Annotated in this window: 16 protein-coding genes; 3 read left to right on the top strand and 13 right to left on the bottom strand. The window is 45.8% G+C overall.

The annotated features are described in order from the left end of the window. Positions 1-44 precede the first annotated feature (44 nt). The 7 genes from Q1B04_RS15685 to holA form a co-directional block, all read right to left on the bottom strand. Positions 45-971 carry a hypothetical protein gene (locus tag Q1B04_RS15685; RefSeq protein WP_299760480.1) on the bottom strand — a complete coding sequence of 309 codons (927 nt, stop codon included), beginning with the start codon at positions 969-971 and terminating at the stop codon, positions 45-47. Positions 972-981: 10 nt separating this feature from the next. Beyond that, positions 982-1380: a biopolymer transporter ExbD gene (locus Q1B04_RS15680; protein WP_299760478.1), complete on the bottom strand. Its 399-nt coding sequence runs from the start codon at positions 1378-1380 to the stop codon at positions 982-984. 2 nt (positions 1381-1382) lie between these two features. After that, the gene (locus tag Q1B04_RS15675) at positions 1383-2093 is read right to left on the bottom strand and encodes a MotA/TolQ/ExbB proton channel family protein (RefSeq protein ID WP_299760476.1); all 711 of its coding nucleotides are present in this window, start codon (positions 2091-2093) and stop codon (positions 1383-1385) included. Between the two features lies 1 nt (position 2094). After that, positions 2095-3234, bottom strand: coding sequence for an SPOR domain-containing protein (locus tag Q1B04_RS15670; protein ID WP_299760474.1), 1140 nt, complete (start codon positions 3232-3234; stop codon positions 2095-2097). A gap of 9 nt (positions 3235-3243) precedes the next feature. Continuing rightward, the gene (locus tag Q1B04_RS15665; protein ID WP_299760473.1) at positions 3244-4938 is read right to left on the bottom strand and encodes a TonB-dependent receptor; all 1695 of its coding nucleotides are present in this window, start codon (positions 4936-4938) and stop codon (positions 3244-3246) included. 33 nt (positions 4939-4971) lie between these two features. Further along, positions 4972-8103 (bottom strand): tetratricopeptide repeat protein, encoded by a 3132-nt coding sequence (locus Q1B04_RS15660; protein ID WP_299760471.1) that lies wholly within the window; start codon positions 8101-8103, stop codon positions 4972-4974. Between the two features lie 225 nt (positions 8104-8328). After that, complete coding sequence (gene holA / locus Q1B04_RS15655; protein ID WP_299760469.1) at positions 8329-9375, bottom strand: DNA polymerase III subunit delta; 1047 nt, start codon at positions 9373-9375, stop codon at positions 8329-8331. 223 nt (positions 9376-9598) lie between these two features. On the opposite strand from holA, the gene Q1B04_RS15650 reads away from it, so the two are divergent. Beyond that, entirely contained in the window at positions 9599-10747 is a 1149-nt protein-coding gene (locus Q1B04_RS15650) for a hypothetical protein (protein WP_299760467.1), read from the top strand. Between the two features lie 190 nt (positions 10748-10937). Here the strand turns inward: Q1B04_RS15650 and Q1B04_RS15645 are convergent, their stop codons facing one another. Then, positions 10938-11450: a VOC family protein gene (locus tag Q1B04_RS15645; RefSeq protein ID WP_299760465.1), complete on the bottom strand. Its 513-nt coding sequence runs from the start codon at positions 11448-11450 to the stop codon at positions 10938-10940. A 124-nt stretch (positions 11451-11574) separates the two neighbouring features. Here Q1B04_RS15645 and Q1B04_RS15640 point away from each other — a divergent pair, with 124 nt between their 5' ends. Beyond that, on the top strand, positions 11575-11880 hold the full coding sequence (locus Q1B04_RS15640; protein WP_299760463.1) for a helix-turn-helix domain-containing protein: 306 nt from the start codon (positions 11575-11577) through the stop codon (positions 11878-11880). A 42-nt stretch (positions 11881-11922) separates the two neighbouring features. On the opposite strand, the gene Q1B04_RS15635 is transcribed toward Q1B04_RS15640, so the two are convergent. From Q1B04_RS15635 to Q1B04_RS15620, 4 genes are all read right to left on the bottom strand, one after another. Further along, on the bottom strand, positions 11923-12438 hold the full coding sequence (locus Q1B04_RS15635; RefSeq protein ID WP_299760461.1) for a hypothetical protein: 516 nt from the start codon (positions 12436-12438) through the stop codon (positions 11923-11925). Positions 12439-12681: 243 nt separating this feature from the next. Further along, positions 12682-12900, bottom strand: a complete 219-nt coding sequence (locus Q1B04_RS15630; protein ID WP_299760459.1) for a hypothetical protein — start codon at positions 12898-12900, stop codon at positions 12682-12684. Positions 12901-12985: 85 nt separating this feature from the next. Beyond that, positions 12986-13510 carry a hypothetical protein gene (locus Q1B04_RS15625; RefSeq protein WP_299760457.1) on the bottom strand — a complete coding sequence of 175 codons (525 nt, stop codon included), beginning with the start codon at positions 13508-13510 and terminating at the stop codon, positions 12986-12988. A gap of 43 nt (positions 13511-13553) precedes the next feature. Next, entirely contained in the window at positions 13554-14252 is a 699-nt protein-coding gene (locus Q1B04_RS15620) for a hypothetical protein (protein WP_299760455.1), read from the bottom strand. Between the two features lie 537 nt (positions 14253-14789). Between Q1B04_RS15620 and ltrA the strand changes: the two genes are divergently transcribed. Then, positions 14790-16127: a group II intron reverse transcriptase/maturase gene (gene ltrA / locus Q1B04_RS15615; protein ID WP_299760453.1), complete on the top strand. Its 1338-nt coding sequence runs from the start codon at positions 14790-14792 to the stop codon at positions 16125-16127. 33 nt (positions 16128-16160) lie between these two features. Here ltrA and Q1B04_RS15610 read toward each other — a convergent pair whose 3' ends face one another. Further along, complete coding sequence (locus Q1B04_RS15610) at positions 16161-16679, bottom strand: hypothetical protein (protein ID WP_299760451.1); 519 nt, start codon at positions 16677-16679, stop codon at positions 16161-16163. Positions 16680-16887: the final 208 nt, after the last annotated feature.

The following is a 16887-nucleotide window of genomic DNA, read 5'->3' as shown; positions in this document are numbered from 1 at the left end:
TGGTATAGGTAATCAAGACACTCTTGATAAGTCATCAAAAAAAATTATCGGGCCGTAATTCTGAAAACAACCTCTCCTGTATAACTGACTGAAGTAGCGCCTGTACCTGTACGGCTAAAGGTGGTTTTATAAAGCTGGTCTCTATACCACTTCTCTACCTGCGGCGACACGGTGCTTTCTACACGCTCCACATTAACAAGATTACCGTCTGCATCAATTCTGATCCGGAAACGGATAATACCGGTTTCATTTGTATAAGGGTCGCGCCTAGGCTCTATGTCGTATCGCCAACCTGGCAGGTTCAGTGATCCACCGCCACCGCCTCCGGCTTTGCCGTATAGGGCTTTGGCATTTACGTCTCCTGCCGGATCTCCTTTGTCTCCTACTTTGCCAGTGTCATCGCCATTGTTGTTACCTGTGGCAGCATCAGACGAGCCATTTTTACCCGTACCTGTACTTGTTGTAGGCTTTCCAGGATAAAGTGATTTAGGCTTTTCAGGCTCCTTCTTCACTACTTCCTCTTTTTTAGGCTCTGGTTTTGGCTCCGGCTTTTTAACTTCCTCCTTCTTTGGCTGCGGCTTTGGCACCGGCTTCACCTCTTCTTTAACAGAAACAGGCTCAGGTGCTGTGGTAGTGGTTACTTTAGGAGTTTCCACTGGTTGTGCCGGAGGAGTGGGTTGAGGCGTAGGCTGTGGTTGCGGCTCCGGTTCAGGGTCTGGCTGTGTAGGTGCAGGTTTACTGTCTTCTACGTTTTTAGACTCGTTCGGAGTAGCCTCAGTCTGTACATCGCCGCTTCCAACATTGTCCATACCAAAGTTGAGCTGGATGCCTATTTCCTCAGCAGGTGGATCTGGAGCGCGCCAAGCCAGCAAGTATATCAGCAAAAGAACAATAAGCACATGCACCCCGATGCTTACACCGGCAGCAATGCGTTTATTTTTCTCTTCTTCTTGGGTGAGGGCAATTGACATAATTAAGTAATTATTCGGTAGGCACTGTGGCTAGTGTAACGCTTGCGTTTAGGTTTTTAGCTATACCAGCTACCTTTACCAGGTGCTCCACTGGCACGCTTTTATCTACGTGTAACACTACAGCTCCCTGCTCTGTTCCCTGCTGTAGCAAGGCAGCAAGCTGGGGCTCTATTTCATCCAGCGCTATCGGCTTCTCGTTCAAGTAATACTTCAGGTCGTCTGTAATCGTCACACTGATCTTCTGCATCACAATGTCGGATGTTTGACTGCTAGGCAAGCTAACCGGCAACCCCGACGGCGTAACGAAATTTGAAGTCAGCATGAAAAACACCAGCAACAGGAAGATGATGTCAGTCATAGACGACATGCTGAACTCTGCGTTTATCCTGTTCTTTGAGCGAAAATTCATTATTAAAGCTGTGGTTCTTGTAAAAGATCAAGGAACTCAATAGAAGAGTACTCCATAGCGTGCACAATGCTGTCGATTTTGGAAACTAGGTAGTTGTAGCCTACATAAGCTGGCAAACCGATAATCAAACCAGTTGCTGTTGTTACCATGGCCTGGTAAATACCACTTGAAAGCAATTTCGGGCTAACAGAACCTTCTGCCTGTGCAATAGCGATGAAAGCGGCAATCATACCGGTTACAGTACCCAGGAAACCAAGCATTGGCGCGGCACCGGCAATAGTTGCTAACGCTGCCAGGTTTTTCTCCAGCTTGCTGATCTCAATTTTACCTTGGTTCTCAATAGAGGTTTCGATGTTCTTCAGCGGATGCCCGATGCGGGTAATACCTTTGGAGATCATGCGTGAAACCGGTGTGTTGGCTTGAGCGCAGAGCATTTTAGCACCGTTAATATCTCCGGCCAAAACCATACTTTTGATGCGGTCGTTGAAACCTTCCGGGTTCTTGGCGGCTTTCTTAAGCGTAAGGTAACGCTCCACAAAAATGTAAATACCTGCCAAAGAAAGAAGCGCTAGCGGAATCATGGCCCACCCGCCATTCATGGCCAAATCTAAAAGCGAGACAGAAGTTTCTGCAGCAGCTTCAGTCCCCTCTGCCAGTGCTGCAGTAGTATCGGCATCTGCCGAGGTCGTGATTTGTAATAAGAGTGATGTCATGTTAATTATTAAGTACCCAAAGTGTTTCTCCGAAATTCTTTCTGTAAGTGTTCAAGGCTTCCTGTGCCTCCTCTGCCGTAGAGAAATCAGCCAGGGCTACGCGGAATAATCTGCTCCCAGGCTGTGGCAGCAGAATAAATATCTGCTCATGCCCTTCTTTCATTAGTTCCTCACGGCCTTGCTCAGCATTCTCCAGCCGGGCGTACCCACCAGAGATGATGTATGAACGCCCATCCTTTGTATAAATTATATGAGCCGGAGCAGTTTCTTCTGCAGCTTCTACTGGTGCCACCGACTCTGCTATAACCTCTTCATTTCCAAATCCGTAAGCAAACTCATCTGATGCTATACTTGCACCAGCTGGCTCAAACTCATCATCTGCCTGAGTAGTCGCAGCCTGCACCTCTTCTGGCAGTAGCTTTGCATAGTAAGCCAATCGCTCATCCTCGGTAAAAGGCACATAGTCGCTGGTATAGCGGCTTGGCTCTACTGTGGCAGGCGCTGAATAACCTGTTGAGCTAAACACAGACATTGGGTTTAGGCTGCTCAAATTATAATCCGCTTGCAAGGACAGAAAATAAAACGCAGATACGGATAACCCGGCTAATGCCAGGCCTGCCGCCATATTGTACACACGCTTAATGCGCCTGCGCAACGGCTGCCTCTCCTCCACAAGCTCCTGCTGCCGTTCTTTTATAAGCGTACGAAGCACAGCGGGCTCCTCAACTTTCACCGGTCTGGCTGATAGCTCAGGAAGGCCAAAACTCTCCTCCAGCATGTTATCAGCCTCAGTATGTTCAAACACAAGGCGGCGCTCCGCATTATACCTGAAAATACCAATATCCATCAACTCAAATCGCTTCTCCAGATGAAGGTTAGACTTGGCTTTGTGCACAAACTCCGCCACGCGCTGCTGTGCCTCATCTTTGGTAACATTGCTGTGGTGGGCAATTGTACTTATCAGCAGGCCGTCATTGAGCACTAGTTTCTCGTTGAAAGCTATCTTTTTAGATGGCGGTGAGAGCGTGTGCTTTACCGGATTAATTCGGGCAGGCACATACCGTGCGATTAACCCTCCAAATTCAGGGATAATGACACAGTCGTGATCATACAGCAGTGACTTTATGTGCTTCTCAACCATACGCAGTTTTTAGAATGAGTAAGTTACGCCTCCTATTAGGTTTATACTTTTGTTCGGGTAATTTACGAAACGCTCGTATTTTTTCCCAAACAGGTTATTGGCCATCAGGAACACCGTAAAATTATTGGTGAACTTGTAATCCGCCTTAAGGTTTAGGTCTACGATAGAATCTGTCTCTCGTAAATCTAAAGTACCATCAGGACGTGTGATTCCGCCAAATGAACCCCCAATATAATAAAGTTCTGAATTAAAGAGAATCTTGTCGTAGAAGTTGTAGGTGCCATAAACGCTCGCCATCAACTCCGGACGGTGAAAGGGCTTCTCTAAGCTTGCTGTATTATAGCTGTTATAATCAGCCTTTAAGCCCAGTCTAACTTCATCTGAATAGTTGAATGAAGCCTCCGCAAAAATATTAAATACATTTGTTACGCCGTCATCATACAGCAGCTCAAACTTAGAAGGATCTGCCTCAGAGTTGTTGTAGAAGTATAGATTTCGGAAGTTCTGGTAAGCTACGCGGCCATTCAGATGCACGTAATTGGCTACATTCGCCTGGAAGCCTCCGTAAATCTCTAGACCTTTGTTAACATCAGCCACTTGTACGTTTGGCGCCAAATATGGATTTTCCTGCGTCAGCTCGTATAAAGAAGTTCTTTCAAGGTCACCTCCTATTCCACCGTATATCAAAAGGTTACCCTTTATTGGCTCTAGTGCTACACGCACCATCGGGTACACGTTTACCTGGCGCGCATCGTTTACTTCATCTCTTGTATAAGCCACTTTGGCACCAAGCGTCAGGCGCACCACTTCAAACTGGCGCTCATAGGCAGCGTTCAGCTTAAACAGCCCGCGGCTAACATCGGCAGAGTCTTTATGAGAAAGTACCGAAAGATCGGCATCTACTTTAAAGGCTGAAACATCATCTATACCATACTCGCTTCGGAAATCAACGGCAAAGTTGCTCTCCTTCATTTCATACGCGTCGTTGATATAGCGGAAGCGAGCATTGGTTCTGTACAGGAACGGCGACTTGGAATTCTGGTTATGAAAGAAGCCCTGCGCATGAATACGGTTAAACACCTGTTTGATTGTGTCGCGGTCCACTTCAACACCTTCTTCCACTAAAGGAGCATAGCCATAAAAATAATGTTTCTCGCGGCCATACTTCAGATCACCGCCAATGGTTAAACCCTGCAGGTATCGCTCACCGTGAATTCCGATATCAGACTGTGAAACAGCAGAGTTCTTTTTATCTACAGGTCCTCTTGCGGATGAAACATGGCTAACATTAGCACCGATGCTGGCATCCTTGCTACGCTTGTTATGAAAGTAACCTTTCAGATAAACAGAACCATAGTTACCTAAACCAGCCTTCAGATAGTTACCGTAAAGTTTGGTAAGCTCGTCTTGCTTAATCGTGAGCACCTTCATCTGCAGATCCACGTCCTGCGATGGCAGGCGGTAATCAGAGAAGCGGTAGCGCACATTCCGGTCCGCAATCTCCGGCGGGTTGATGCGGAACTTCTCATAGTTTCGCGCAGCTTGTGGCAACTCAATTACACGGTTCTTCTCCACCACTACCTCGGCATCTTCCAGCTTACCGCCTTCAGACCAGCCTTGAGTTTGCGCCTGCGCTGTGTTCAGGTAGCTGTACCCCACGCTCAGCACAATGGCAAGTGATGCTAATCTTAATTTATTTTTCATGGTGATGCTTCTCTTCTTAATCTAAAATCCTGATTAGTTCTGCTGGCCTGTTGAGTCAACCGGTACACCTGTGGTATCAATCGGCTCCTCCATGATGGTGCTATCCATTTGAACAGGTGTTTGCTGCTGCTGCAGGTTCTGCGGTTGCGCCTGCTGCGGCTTTCCATCAAGTTTTGCCAGATTCTGCTTCGCTTCTGCCACAATCTCCTGGTTAGGGGCGTTTTCTATTATAGAGTTAAGGGTAGCTCTTGCCTGGAACATCTCATTTTGGGCAGCATAAATGTCAGAGATCAGGAGGAATGTTTTACCCAGCCAGTAATCATAGTTGCCGAACTTATTACTGTATTCAAAGGCATGATCCAGTGCTTCCTGGTTTTTCTTCTGCTTAAACAGTGTTTGGGAGATAAGAAAGTGTGCCTCTGCCCCATGCACATCGCTTGCTGAAGTAGCTGTTTCACGGAGTTCTGTCAGCGCCTGCGCCATATTGCCTTGCGCCAATGTAGACTTAGACCTGAACAACAGCGCAGAATTATAGGCGTTAAGCGAAGCATTTCCCTGGCTGATCAACTCTCCGGCCACACGCTTAGTAGCGGCAAAATCATTGGTGCGGTAATAGCTTTGCATCAGGCCCAGTAAAGCTGTTTGCTGCTCCTTGCGGTTAGTAGCCAAATCACGCAGGCGACTGTAGTATTTGATCGCTTCTGAGTAGTTCTGGGCTTCAAACTCCAAATCAGCTACACGCTGAATGGCGCGGTTCACAAACTCGGAGCGGTTTTCAGTTACCACCTGCTTCATAATTTTAACGCCGGCTTGCTTGTTATCGCTGCGCAAGTATGAATCTGCCAGGTAATAACGCGCGTCAGGCACAAAGCTGCTTTTTGCGTAAGTCGTGATGTAGCTTTCCAGCTTGGCTGCAGCCTCTTTATACTTTTGGTTGAAGTATAAGGTCTTAGCAGCCTCAAACTCTATACTTTCCAGGGCACCGCTTTCCGGGTTTGCAGACTTGTATCGGTCTACATACTTATCAAATTCGCTGCTGCGGTTCTCCTGCCCAAGCACCTCCTGCAGACTGTAAAGTGCGCCGCTTGCCACTTTTGACTCAGGGTACTGGTCCAGCACACGCTGCTGATCGGCAATGGCCAGATCGTTGCGGCGTAGGTTGGAATAAGCAAGGCCTCGTTTCTGCAATGCGTTCGGCACCAGCTTGCTATCAGACATGCCGTCAATTAACCTGGTGAAGCTTTGCACAGCCGCCTCATAGTTTCCTGACTCAAAATCTATCACTGCATACTGGTACATGGCGTCATCACGGAAGCGGGACGTTTTGAAATTATTCAGCAGCTCCTGCAGGGCGTCTTTCGCTTTTTGATTCTGATTCAGAATACTCAGCACCACACCTTTCTGGAACATGGCATAGTCACGGTCTGGAGAGCTGGTAGAAATTACGCGCTCGTAAAGCCGCAGTGCCTCGCTATAGTTCTTGTTTACATAGTAGGTGTCAGCCAGACGAACAGTGGCATCGTTATAATTAGGGTTGCTTGGCTGCGTATTTTCTACATAAGCCTTAAAGTGAGTCAGGGCTTTATCATACTCCTTTGTGTTAAAGTATGCATACCCAATGCCGTAGCGGGACTTAATGTAATAGTCTTCTTTTGTGTTAGGCGCGGTACGGAACACAGCGGCATAACTGTTAATAGCATCGTTGTAGCGCTGCCCTATAGAGTAGGCCTCGCCTTTAACAAAGTGGCTGGCGCTGGTAACTTCCTTATCGTAAGGGTACTGCAGCGACTTATCGAGCATTGCTACGGCTTGCGGAAACTTGCTATCGTTAAACAGATTAACACCGTGGTAATACGTTACGCGCTGGTAAGTCTGCAGAATTCGCCAGCTTTTCTTGTCCATCGCTTCGATGTGACGGATAGCTGCGGCATAATCGTTAGAGCCAAAGTATGATTCACTTAGTAAACGATCAGCCTCCTCAGCCTCTTCGGACTTAGGGTATTTAGCCGTAAAATCAGACAGAGAGTTTATAACTTCTCTAAAGTTGCCCACATCAAAATTTACCTGCGCATACTTAAGTGTGGCCGCTTCGGTAACGGCTTTGTCCTGGTCATTTTTCCTAGCCTGATCAAAAGCGGTGAGCGCAAACTGCTTGTTATCCTCCTTCAGGTAACTAAGGCCCAGGTAATAAGCTGCATTCTGGCCCAGCGAGTCTTTTTTAAGCGCAACAGGTTTAAAGTTAGCTATGGCGTTTTTATAGTTGTTGTTCTTATAATCTGTAAAAGCGATTTTATACTGCACTACCGGCTCCAGAGAGCGTTTGCCATCAGCAAACTGGTTAAAGTATTTCTCTGCAGTCTTATACTCAGCGCGCTGGTAGTAAGCATCCCCAACCAATAAGGCAATCTCATCTGCTTGCTGCACCTGCGGCTTTTTAGCCAATGCCGCCTCACCGTAACGGATCACTTCAAAAACATCGTTCTCTTTGTAGAGAATCTCCGTTACCATGTATGGCACTATCTTCGCGTAAGCTTCGTTTTTCTCCGCTATTTTTAAATCTTCTTTGGCCGCGGCGTAATCGCCTTTGCGGTAAGAGATGTACCCTGCATAGTAGTTGGAGGCATAGGCAAAACGGTGGTCATCCTCCCGGAATCCGGTTGTCTTGTTCTTGTCAAACCAAATCTTAGCGTTATCAAAATCCTTTGTGGCGAAATAGGAATAACCCAGCTTAAACTCCAGCTCCTTGTTCTGTTTTATACTTAACAGGTGTGTGGGCGCGTCTTTCAGCAACTCTACCGCCTTCTTGTAGTCCTTCTGCTCGAAGTAGTACAGGCCCAGCTCATAATTTGCCAGTGCAGTTTTAGGGTGAGTCGGGTATTTGCGGGCAAAGTTCAGCACGAGCTGCTCAGCATCCGGGTGCAGCAGGTACAGGCCGCTAAGCGCATAATAATACTGCGCATCGGCAGTTTTGGCGTCGTTGCCAATCAGCTCAATGTACTTCTTAAAGGCCTCTTGGGCCGCACCATACTTGGCGCGGTCAAAAAGCTCTACGCCTTCATGAAAGTATCGTTCCTCAGAGGTAAAAGCTTGCGTGTGCTGCGCCACCACCACATGGGAGCCCCCGGTAAGTACCGATGCAAGTGCTATTTTGTACGCTATCTTCATATTTCCCTGTTCGCCCTAAGGGCACGTCGTTTTATTCAAATAAAAGGAGGAAGTATAAATTACCGGGAAATTACCGGCACTCATACCGCCTCACTCAAAGTTAGTAATTTTTAGAAAGCCACCGCCGCCTTTGCTGTTTTTCTGGGTAGTTCTGGCTGAAGTTTGCCAAAACCTCTTTTACAAAGGACAAAGCGGTAAATTATTGTGCCTGTGGAAAAATAAAGGCTAAGATGCCAAACTGCGCGGCACCGGGTGCAGCACCTTAAACACAAGCTCTCGCAAGATATCAGCGTCGCTCATGTCTCCTCCTGTTATACCTTTTACCTGCAGGTCAGCCACCCGGATAAAATGGATGATATCGGCACAGCGCTGCAGCGGGAAAACGCGCATCGCCTGCATGTAGTCCTTCACTTTCCAGCCCTGGTTGCCCAAACTCTTTCTCAGGCCAGCCTCTGACTTATCAGCCTGCGCGTGCAGCGTCAGGAGCCGAGTGAAAAACGTAAAAAGCATTGTCAGGTTAGGTATGAGCGGATTGTTTTTGGGGTTGGCCTCAAAATAAAGGATGATGCGGTTCGCCTTCAGGGCATCGCGCGCAATTAAGGCCGCCTGCAGCTCAAACACATTGTATTCCTTGCTGATACCTACGTTCTCCTGCACCAGTCCTTCAGCCACGGTTGCCCCGGGTTTCAGGTTGATCAGCAGCTTATCTATCTCGTTGGCCAACCTGGAGAGGTCAGAGCCAATGTACTCGCTCAGCAACACCACCGCCTGCTGGGTTGCCTTCATGCCTTTGCTTTTCAGGTAGCTGTTTATCCAGGCGGGCACCTGGTTGTCGTAAAGCTTTTTGGTGGTGAGCAGCACCGCATGCTTGTTCACCGCTTTAGCCAGAGACTTACGCCCATCAAGCGATTTGTGCTTGTAGCAGAACACAAGTATGGTAGACGGAAGCGGATGCTGCAGGTAAGCCTCCAGCTGCTTCATCCCCTCCTCCTTTTCGATATCTGCTATACTTTGCGCCTCCTTCACAATCACCACCGACCTATCCGACATCATCGGGAAACGCTTGGCCTGCAGCAGCACCGTTGACACATCCACATCCTTGCCGTACAGCACCACCTGGTTAAAGCCCTTCTCGTGCTCCTGCAGCGCATACTCCTCAATATAATCGGCTATGGTATCAATATAGTAAGGCTCCTCGCCCTGCAAAAAGTATACAGGCGCAAACTGCCTTTGCTTGAGCTGCTCTAAAATACCTTCGGGTGTGTGGGCCATGGTAATGTGGTGTAGCGGGTAAAAGTGTTTTTTAAAACGGAACAGTTTATACTTGCTGCCCCGCTATCACAAATTTAAGGCATCGCCACGAAAGACAAAGTATAATCTCCTGAATAATGAAATACCCGAAATCAGAACTCTACAGTTGCGATCTGTGTTTTACATCACGCAGCCACTGCCTTTTGTATAGTGTAGTTTGTGGCTGCGTTAGCAATCTGTATCCATGATGTTTTCTTATAAAAATAGCCGATCTGCCCACCGAAGCAGAAGGTTTGCCAAGCAACTTGCCATTGGGGGCATTATTATGCTGCTGCTGGTTAGTATGTTGTCCGCTGTTGCGCCTGATGCTGGCATAACGCCTATTGTCCTTAAATCGGAGCCGCTCAATTTTACGCCCAAAGAATTTTATGTGGCTGGCGTGCTTGATGAGCGTGCCGATAAAAAAGCCGTTGCCCATATTATGCCTGCTCCCGCCGCAGGTAAACCCTTAGCAACAGCACCAACGCCAGTTGATTTACAAGGCGGCGCTTTGCAAGCTGTGCAGCAGTTTATAGGAAAAGGGTTGCCGGCTAACAAAAAGCTCCGGCCCATCATTATCACTTTGAAGGAGCTTGAGGTAAAAGAAGCACCTGCAGAAAATGGGCGAGTGCAGGGGCAAGCTGTTACAGCTATGAAGTTTGAACTGCAGGCTGAGGGAGAAATTATACCTTTAACAGAGTATAAAGGCGGCATACGCTACAACAGGCCCGCTGCGCAGGTAGAGGCCGTGGAGCCGGCGCTTCGCCAATCACTGACCGGAGCTTTAGTATATTTTAACAAATGGATGGAGGAGAGCGCCAGCACCAATCCGCGCCTGGCTAAAAGTATAAATGTAATTTTCAAGGATTATACTGCTTCCTCAGCCCCTGACAGTGTCTTTTACTCTCCTACTCGGCCTCTTAACTGGGAAGATTTTACTGGAAGCCCGTCTAAACCAAGTAAGTTCGCGGCGGCTGTTTTTCCTGGTTTTGCCTACGAGGGCCGTAGTGAGGTCGTGAACAGCGAACTGCACCTGTACCTCGACATGAAAGTATACGTGCTACAAAGTTCTTCCTGGGTAAAGTCAGATTCGCGCAACGATTATAGCCTGAATCACGAGCAAAAGCATTTTGACCTGGTAAAGCTGGTAGCCGAGCGGTTCAAGAAGAAAATAACACCTGACATACTGTCTGTGACTGATTATAATAGCATCATTCAGTATCACTACATAGAATCTTTCCGGGAAATGAACCGGCTACAGGAGCAATACGACGTAGAAACTCAGCACGGCCTGAACAAAGTAGCGCAGGACCAGTGGAATAAAAAAATTGAAGCGCAGTTGAGGGGTTTATAAAGGATAATGTTCTTTATAAACCGGATTTTCCTTATCAAGGTATAATTCCTAAAATATTAAGTTAGTGGAGGTTTCAGGTTCTCTTATGCATTCCAGAGATTGGCAATATCCTGCGGCTAAACCTGATTTGCCTGATAAACTATTTTATAAAAAAGGCAATTGCATTCACCCCCTCAATACCTTCTGGCGCTTATTTTGAATAAGCACCAGAAGAATATGTTAGCTCATAACTATGGGTATAAATTTCGAATACAATCCCGAAAGGGTCTTCTACATAGCACATTTTGTACGGCTTTTCATTTGGGTAATATGCCCTTATGGGCATTCTTTGTTTTCCTCCAGCTGCGACGATCTTTTCAATTAAATTCTCAATATTTGGATCTTGAACACAGAAATGAAACAGCCCAGTGTTAAAAGGATTGAATTCTGGAGCTTCCTTGATTCCGTGAGGAAAAGAAAATAATTCGATGCCAATACCATCGGATGTGGCCATGTGTGCTATCTCAAATTCCTCCCACTCTTCGCCAAAAACGTCGATACACATTATTCCAATAGCTGTCTCCTTTTGTTTTTTCACAACTGAAGGCTCCATGATGAAATACCAACCCATTACTTCTGAGTAAAACTTTACAGCTTCCTTAATATTCGGAACCGTGATTCCTATATGGGAAAAGGATTTTGGGTAAGTTTCTTCTTTATTCATATTTATCTGATTATTTATAGCACCAACTAAAAGCATATTTACCTGTAAAACAACAGGTTACTTAAAAGCAAGATAGGTACCTAAAAGAGTTAATTGCTTTATATCAAACACTTACAAGTATAAAATGGAAAGAGATTATTGCCCTCTTGATTATACAATGAACCTTATTGGCACCAAATGGAAGCCGCTCGTTTTATTTCACCTCCTAGATGGGCCTCTTCGTTCTGGCGTATTACAAAAAATGATATCAGGTATCTCTAATAAGATGTTTACGCAAACAGTGCGTGAACTAGAAAAAGATGACCTTATTACCAGAAAAATATATGCTGTTGTTCCTCCGAAAGTGGAGTATGAACTGACTCCAAAAGGAAAGTCATTAGAAGCTATACTTAGAAGCTTAGACTCGTGGGGACAAGAAATGTCTGCTTAGTTAAAGTTACTTTTGAAGCAGAGGCGAAGGTTAAGCCTGTGCTTATTTACCTGAACGTAATTCTTCTTTTACCTCTAACAAGATGTTACTCTCGCTTGTAAAATATAGACTTACTCTGTCTCCAACTTCATACTTGTTATACTCTTCTTCTGCTACACGTATTTTTTGATTGTATATAACTAAAAAGTGTTCGACAAGCTTTGGTTGTGAATTAGAGTCAGCAGCAGGGTTGCCATGCCGCCCCCAGTTGGTGTTAGTAGGTTTATCTGTTATCTCTCCAGAGTATATTCTTTTTGAATCACTATTTAAGTCCTTCAGGAAGTCTTTAACAGCAAAGTATAAATAGGCTGCAAAACCAGACACTACAGCTAAAAGCAAAAGAGTTTTAGCAGTTCCTTTTCCGATTGGCAGATTGTCGTGCATTTGTATGAGGATTACAAAGGCAGCAGTTACTATAGCCACAATGATCCCGATAGCTAAATAGTTAACTAACACTTGTCTCATTTCGAGCTTTATTTTGCTCTTGTCAGCGTTATTTAGCTTCTCTATTTCTATCATTTTTATAAAAGGTAACGTGCTGGGCTTCGTGGTGGCGTAGCTACCGTAATGGTGTTGTACCGAGTTACTCTATTCTAATTATATCAAGCCTATCAATTTTCCAGTAGATAAATTCTCCAACCACTTTTTTATCAGATGTCCATTTGCCTGTTTCCAATTCAATCTCTCCAAAGTCAATAATTACAGGATCAATAGACTTTATCTGCCCATATCCTTCATATTCCCAATCATTTATGGACTTTACTAATTTTTTTCTTGGTTTTCGTTCTCACCAAATATAGTATTCCAAGCAAGGTCATCATTAATCGAACAAATTTCTACGCTTACAGCTTCTCCTTCAGTAAAATCTTCTCCATAAGCAAAAGCAGATATAGGGCAGCCGTCCTTTGTTTTTACCGTAACCGTACCTTCAGGTGGATCCTTCCCTAGAAACCAATTTACTTGAAGAACTTCTACTTTCATAAATTAAATTGGATCAACGGTTAGTATAGGCTGTGGGTGAGGCGCAGCCGAATATAGAGCCTGTACCGTTTTGTGAAGAGAAATGTTAGTCTTTAACTGCAGCAAAATGTAGCAATATCTTTTTTGACAGTTCTTCTGCTAATGGCTTTATCGCTTCATCATTTTTATCTATCGAAATAGAAATAACTGTTTCAATATTATGCTTCAATTTAGGGGCTAAAAAATTAACCTGCTTCAATGCAATCCTATTGCAAAGCGGTATTTCTTTTTCTTTATCGCCTAAATAGACATAGGCTGGCTTCTCTAACGACATTAATAAAAATAAGCTGCTACTTCCCCTAACAGCAATTTTAGAATCTTCTATACGCACTGTATTACATTGGATTCCGCTTGTTCTTATGTTACTGCATAGCTCATCGGTAATGGTTTCAAAAGCTTGATAGCTCTCCTCGTTTCCTAAATTATCAATAACAAAAACAATATTTTCAACTGGAATCTGATGTTTCCCTTTCCAAGGCTTGAAATAGTATGTTTCTTGTGAAAATGCAGGATGAGCAGTAAAAGTCAAACTGGTTAACAAGCAAAACAAGATTGATAGAGATTTATTCATGTATAAAAGTTTGCTAACGGTACTCGTGTAAACGGCGGCGTAGCTAAAATTTAGGTGTGGTTAGGGTAAATTGTTTTCCTTCTTTTACAGTACCCTTGAAGCTACCCTTTGCCAAAATAGAGGCTTGCATTGGATTTTTTGATTCATAGTTTCTTCTTCCCTCGTAAATAATATCACCAGAAATGGAGTCTCCTACCTCGTATGACTTTCTGTTTAAGCGAAGCACCTGCCTGTTAGCAACAAATGTTGTGTCAACATATTCCTCTACCTCAGAGTATGGTTGTATGGCCTCTCCTGGTCTGGTAATAATGACGCCATCACCACCAAGGCTCTTTAAGTAGTGAGAAGTGCTAAATTCATCGTTTACAACTTTAACTCTTACTCCTCCCTCGATACTACTGCTCCTCTGGAAGAACTTTAGATATAAAGTATCCTGGTAAATAATTGCCTCAAACTGATTGTGAGGAAAGACATACATCAGGTCATTATAGGGTTTGCTTTCTTGGTCCACATATGGTTCTATCCGCACTATTTTCACATCGTTTGTAACAGAGTCATTCAATGGGAGCCATGAGTTTTGGACATCAAGAAAAACAGGCCAGTACTTTCGACTTCTTAACTCAAAAGCTGTAAACTGACTGTCGCTTTCTTCTGGCTCACCAGTGGCTTCTTCAATAGTAGTTTTAGACCCACAGCCCACTAAAAGCATGGTCAAGAGCAGTATGATTAGCTTATTGTTCATTTCTATTAACCCTGACGTCTTGGCTAAGGCACGCCATCAGGTGTGGTTTAGGTCTTGTGTGCGCCCAGTATGAGCATCTGGTATCGAAGATACCAAATTATTCCAGAGGGTGAAAGTCCCTTACAGGCGAGTTGGTGAAGCCTGTTAGTAAGCCGCAGGCTGGTGCATCGCGAGGTGCGCAGTGAAGAAAGCGGGACTGCAAAATCCGGTACTGACGGACAGAAAGTACATAAGAGGCATAGTAGCGCGGGTAAGCAAGCACCTCTTTGCAAAGCCCCTGACCAACAAGCGCTAAGATGTAGATGTACCAGGAATCGGAGGAAGGAATATGCTCTTACCTGGGGAGGTCTCCGCACGTCGGGAATGTGGGGAGAAGTCAGCAGCGGTCGTAGTAGGTAGCAGTAACGAGCCGGGAAGGCCCCGGAGGTCTCACAGGCTACTCAAGGACCAAGCGTTACGTTTTCCCCAATTCGGCAGGGAGGCACAGCCAGCCCTGCCTTAAGCGGGAGAAGAGATTACAACTAGTAGTAGTAACAGATGATAGAGAAGGTACTCCACCGCGGCAACATGCTTCGGGCATACCAGCATGTGCTGGCCAACAAAGGTTCGGCCGGCGTGGACGGTATGCGGGTAGAGCAGCTGGCTTTGCACCTGAAACAATACAGGGACGCCATCGCCACCGCCATCTGCAACGGCAGGTACCTGCCACAGCCCATCCTGGGGGTAGAAATACCCAAGAGCAACGGCAAGAATCGCCTCTTAGGCGTTCCCACTGTCACCGACCGGGTGCTGCAACAAGCGGCGAGCCAGGTGCTAAGCCCGCTCTTTGAACTGGAGTTCAGCGAGCACAGCTACGGCTTCCGCCCTAACCGCAATGCCCATCAGGCCCTGCAGCAGGCGCACAGGCACATCCACGAGGGCTATCAGCACATCGTGGACATCGACCTTGCCAACTTCTTCGATGAGGTGGACCACTGCCTGCTGCTGCAACTGCTCTACCGGAAGGTAAAGTGTCCGCTCACCCTGCGCCTGATCCGCAAATGGTTACGGGCTCCCATTCTTATCAAGGGGAGACTCGTCAAGCGCAGGAAAGGCGTGCCGCAGGGAAGCCCGCTCTCGCCGCTGCTCTCCAACGTCCTGCTCCACGAGCTGGACAGGGAACTGGAAAGGCAGGGGTTTCGCTACGTCCGCTATGCCGACGACTTCAGTGTCTACACCCAAAGTGAAGATACTGCCCGAAAAGTAGGCAACACTGTATTCCGGTTCCTGCGGGACAGGCTGAGGCTACCGATAAATCGGGAGAAGTCGGGGATCAGGCGGCCTGTGGACTTCCAGTTACTGGGCCACGGCTTCGTGCCCACCTACAGGAAAGGCGACAAGGGCAAATACCAGCTGGTGGTAACAGAGAAGGCATTGGCAAGGCTGAAGCAGAAGCTGAAGGCTATCACCCGCAAAACCACGCCAAGCGCTTTTGACGAGCGTGTCCGGGAATTGAAAGAGGCGCAGCGAGGCTGGGTCCACTACTTCCGTACGGCTAGTATACAGGGCAAGCTCAAAGACCTTGACAGTTGGATTCGCAACAGATTAAGGCACTGCATCTGGCATGACTGGAAGCGACCGGAACGGAAAAGGAAGAACCTGATCCGGCTGGGCGTCCCGAAGTGGCAGGCCTATGCCTGGAGCAGAACCAGGAAAGGAGGCTGGGCCGTGGCTCAGAGCCCGATCCTGATAACGACGGTAACGGTGAAACGGCTTGTCCGGAGGGGGTATGAATCGATGCTCGACTACTACAAGAAGGTAGCTCCACAACTTAACGAACCGCTGTATACGAGACCCGTACGTACAGTGGTGTGTGAGGCGCTCCCCGCTACCTAACGCTGGCGGGGCCGTCTACACGATTGGCAGATGCTATTCTTTATTTATATCTTCAACTATATTGGAATGGTCATCGTTGCCAAACAATAAGTCAACTCTTCCATTTTCTCTGCAAGCTTTATTAAATTCTTTTTTCTCGAAGTATATTCTATTATCAATACCTTCTAACCGCATTAAAAATTCTTGGCTTTTATTTGGCTTATGGAAGGTCTGATCAATATTAATTTTCTTAAGAACTATTTTGAAAGAATTAGTTAAGCTGTCATTTTTGGATTTTAATCTATTGATTATAAGGCTATCTATAGAAGTTATATTGTTGAGATCATTTCTTAAAGATGAACTAATTTCTTTCGATTCTTTTAAACCTTTTATATTCCCTTTATTTGATTTTGAGATATAATTTGAAAATTCTATAATATGGTCAGAACGCCTTGTTAAGGCCATTTTAAGATTGTTCCATTTAGAATCAATTTCAGTAGCCGAAATTTGTGAAAAGCCTTCTAAAAACGGTATAAACAGAAGTAGAAAAACTAAAATGGAAGGCTTTCTCATTGAATTTAAAATAACGAATTTATTAATTTTAGTTACGCCTAACGGATTTGTACAGGCTGCGAATGAGGCAAAGCCGAATATGGAGCCTGTGCAGGGTTAGGTGATTTTGTTCTTTCGGTCTCAATAAGAACTAGAAGCTATCTCATAAATATGGACCTTCCTTAGGGGGTATTTGTTTATCTGTCATGAAGCTTACAGATAAACAATG

Origin of the sequence: uncultured Pontibacter sp., from assembly GCF_947495565.1 — a bacterium.
Taxonomy (GTDB): domain Bacteria; phylum Bacteroidota; class Bacteroidia; order Cytophagales; family Hymenobacteraceae; genus Pontibacter.
This window is presented reverse-complemented; position numbering and strand designations above follow the sequence as displayed.

Excerpts from the sequence above, each read along its gene's own strand:
- Q1B04_RS15685 (WP_299760480.1), bottom strand. The coding sequence starts at position 971 with ATGTCAATTGCCCTCACCCAAGAAGAAGAGAAAAATAAACGCATTGCT.
- Q1B04_RS15680 (WP_299760478.1), bottom strand. The coding sequence starts at position 1,380 with ATGAATTTTCGCTCAAAGAACAGGATAAACGCAGAGTTCAGCATGTCG.
- Q1B04_RS15675 (WP_299760476.1), bottom strand. The coding sequence starts at position 2,093 with ATGACATCACTCTTATTACAAATCACGACCTCGGCAGATGCCGATACT.
- Q1B04_RS15670 (WP_299760474.1), bottom strand. The coding sequence starts at position 3,234 with ATGGTTGAGAAGCACATAAAGTCACTGCTGTATGATCACGACTGTGTC.
- Q1B04_RS15665 (WP_299760473.1), bottom strand. The coding sequence starts at position 4,938 with ATGAAAAATAAATTAAGATTAGCATCACTTGCCATTGTGCTGAGCGTG.
- Q1B04_RS15660 (WP_299760471.1), bottom strand. The coding sequence starts at position 8,103 with ATGAAGATAGCGTACAAAATAGCACTTGCATCGGTACTTACCGGGGGC.
- holA (WP_299760469.1), bottom strand. The coding sequence starts at position 9,375 with ATGGCCCACACACCCGAAGGTATTTTAGAGCAGCTCAAGCAAAGGCAG.
- Q1B04_RS15650 (WP_299760467.1), top strand. The coding sequence starts at position 9,599 with ATGATGTTTTCTTATAAAAATAGCCGATCTGCCCACCGAAGCAGAAGG.
- Q1B04_RS15645 (WP_299760465.1), bottom strand. The coding sequence starts at position 11,450 with ATGAATAAAGAAGAAACTTACCCAAAATCCTTTTCCCATATAGGAATC.
- Q1B04_RS15640 (WP_299760463.1), top strand. The coding sequence starts at position 11,575 with ATGGAAAGAGATTATTGCCCTCTTGATTATACAATGAACCTTATTGGC.
- Q1B04_RS15635 (WP_299760461.1), bottom strand. The coding sequence starts at position 12,438 with ATGATAGAAATAGAGAAGCTAAATAACGCTGACAAGAGCAAAATAAAG.
- Q1B04_RS15630 (WP_299760459.1), bottom strand. The coding sequence starts at position 12,900 with ATGAAAGTAGAAGTTCTTCAAGTAAATTGGTTTCTAGGGAAGGATCCA.
- Q1B04_RS15625 (WP_299760457.1), bottom strand. The coding sequence starts at position 13,510 with ATGAATAAATCTCTATCAATCTTGTTTTGCTTGTTAACCAGTTTGACT.
- Q1B04_RS15620 (WP_299760455.1), bottom strand. The coding sequence starts at position 14,252 with ATGAACAATAAGCTAATCATACTGCTCTTGACCATGCTTTTAGTGGGC.
- ltrA (WP_299760453.1), top strand. The coding sequence starts at position 14,790 with ATGATAGAGAAGGTACTCCACCGCGGCAACATGCTTCGGGCATACCAG.
- Q1B04_RS15610 (WP_299760451.1), bottom strand. The coding sequence starts at position 16,679 with ATGAGAAAGCCTTCCATTTTAGTTTTTCTACTTCTGTTTATACCGTTT.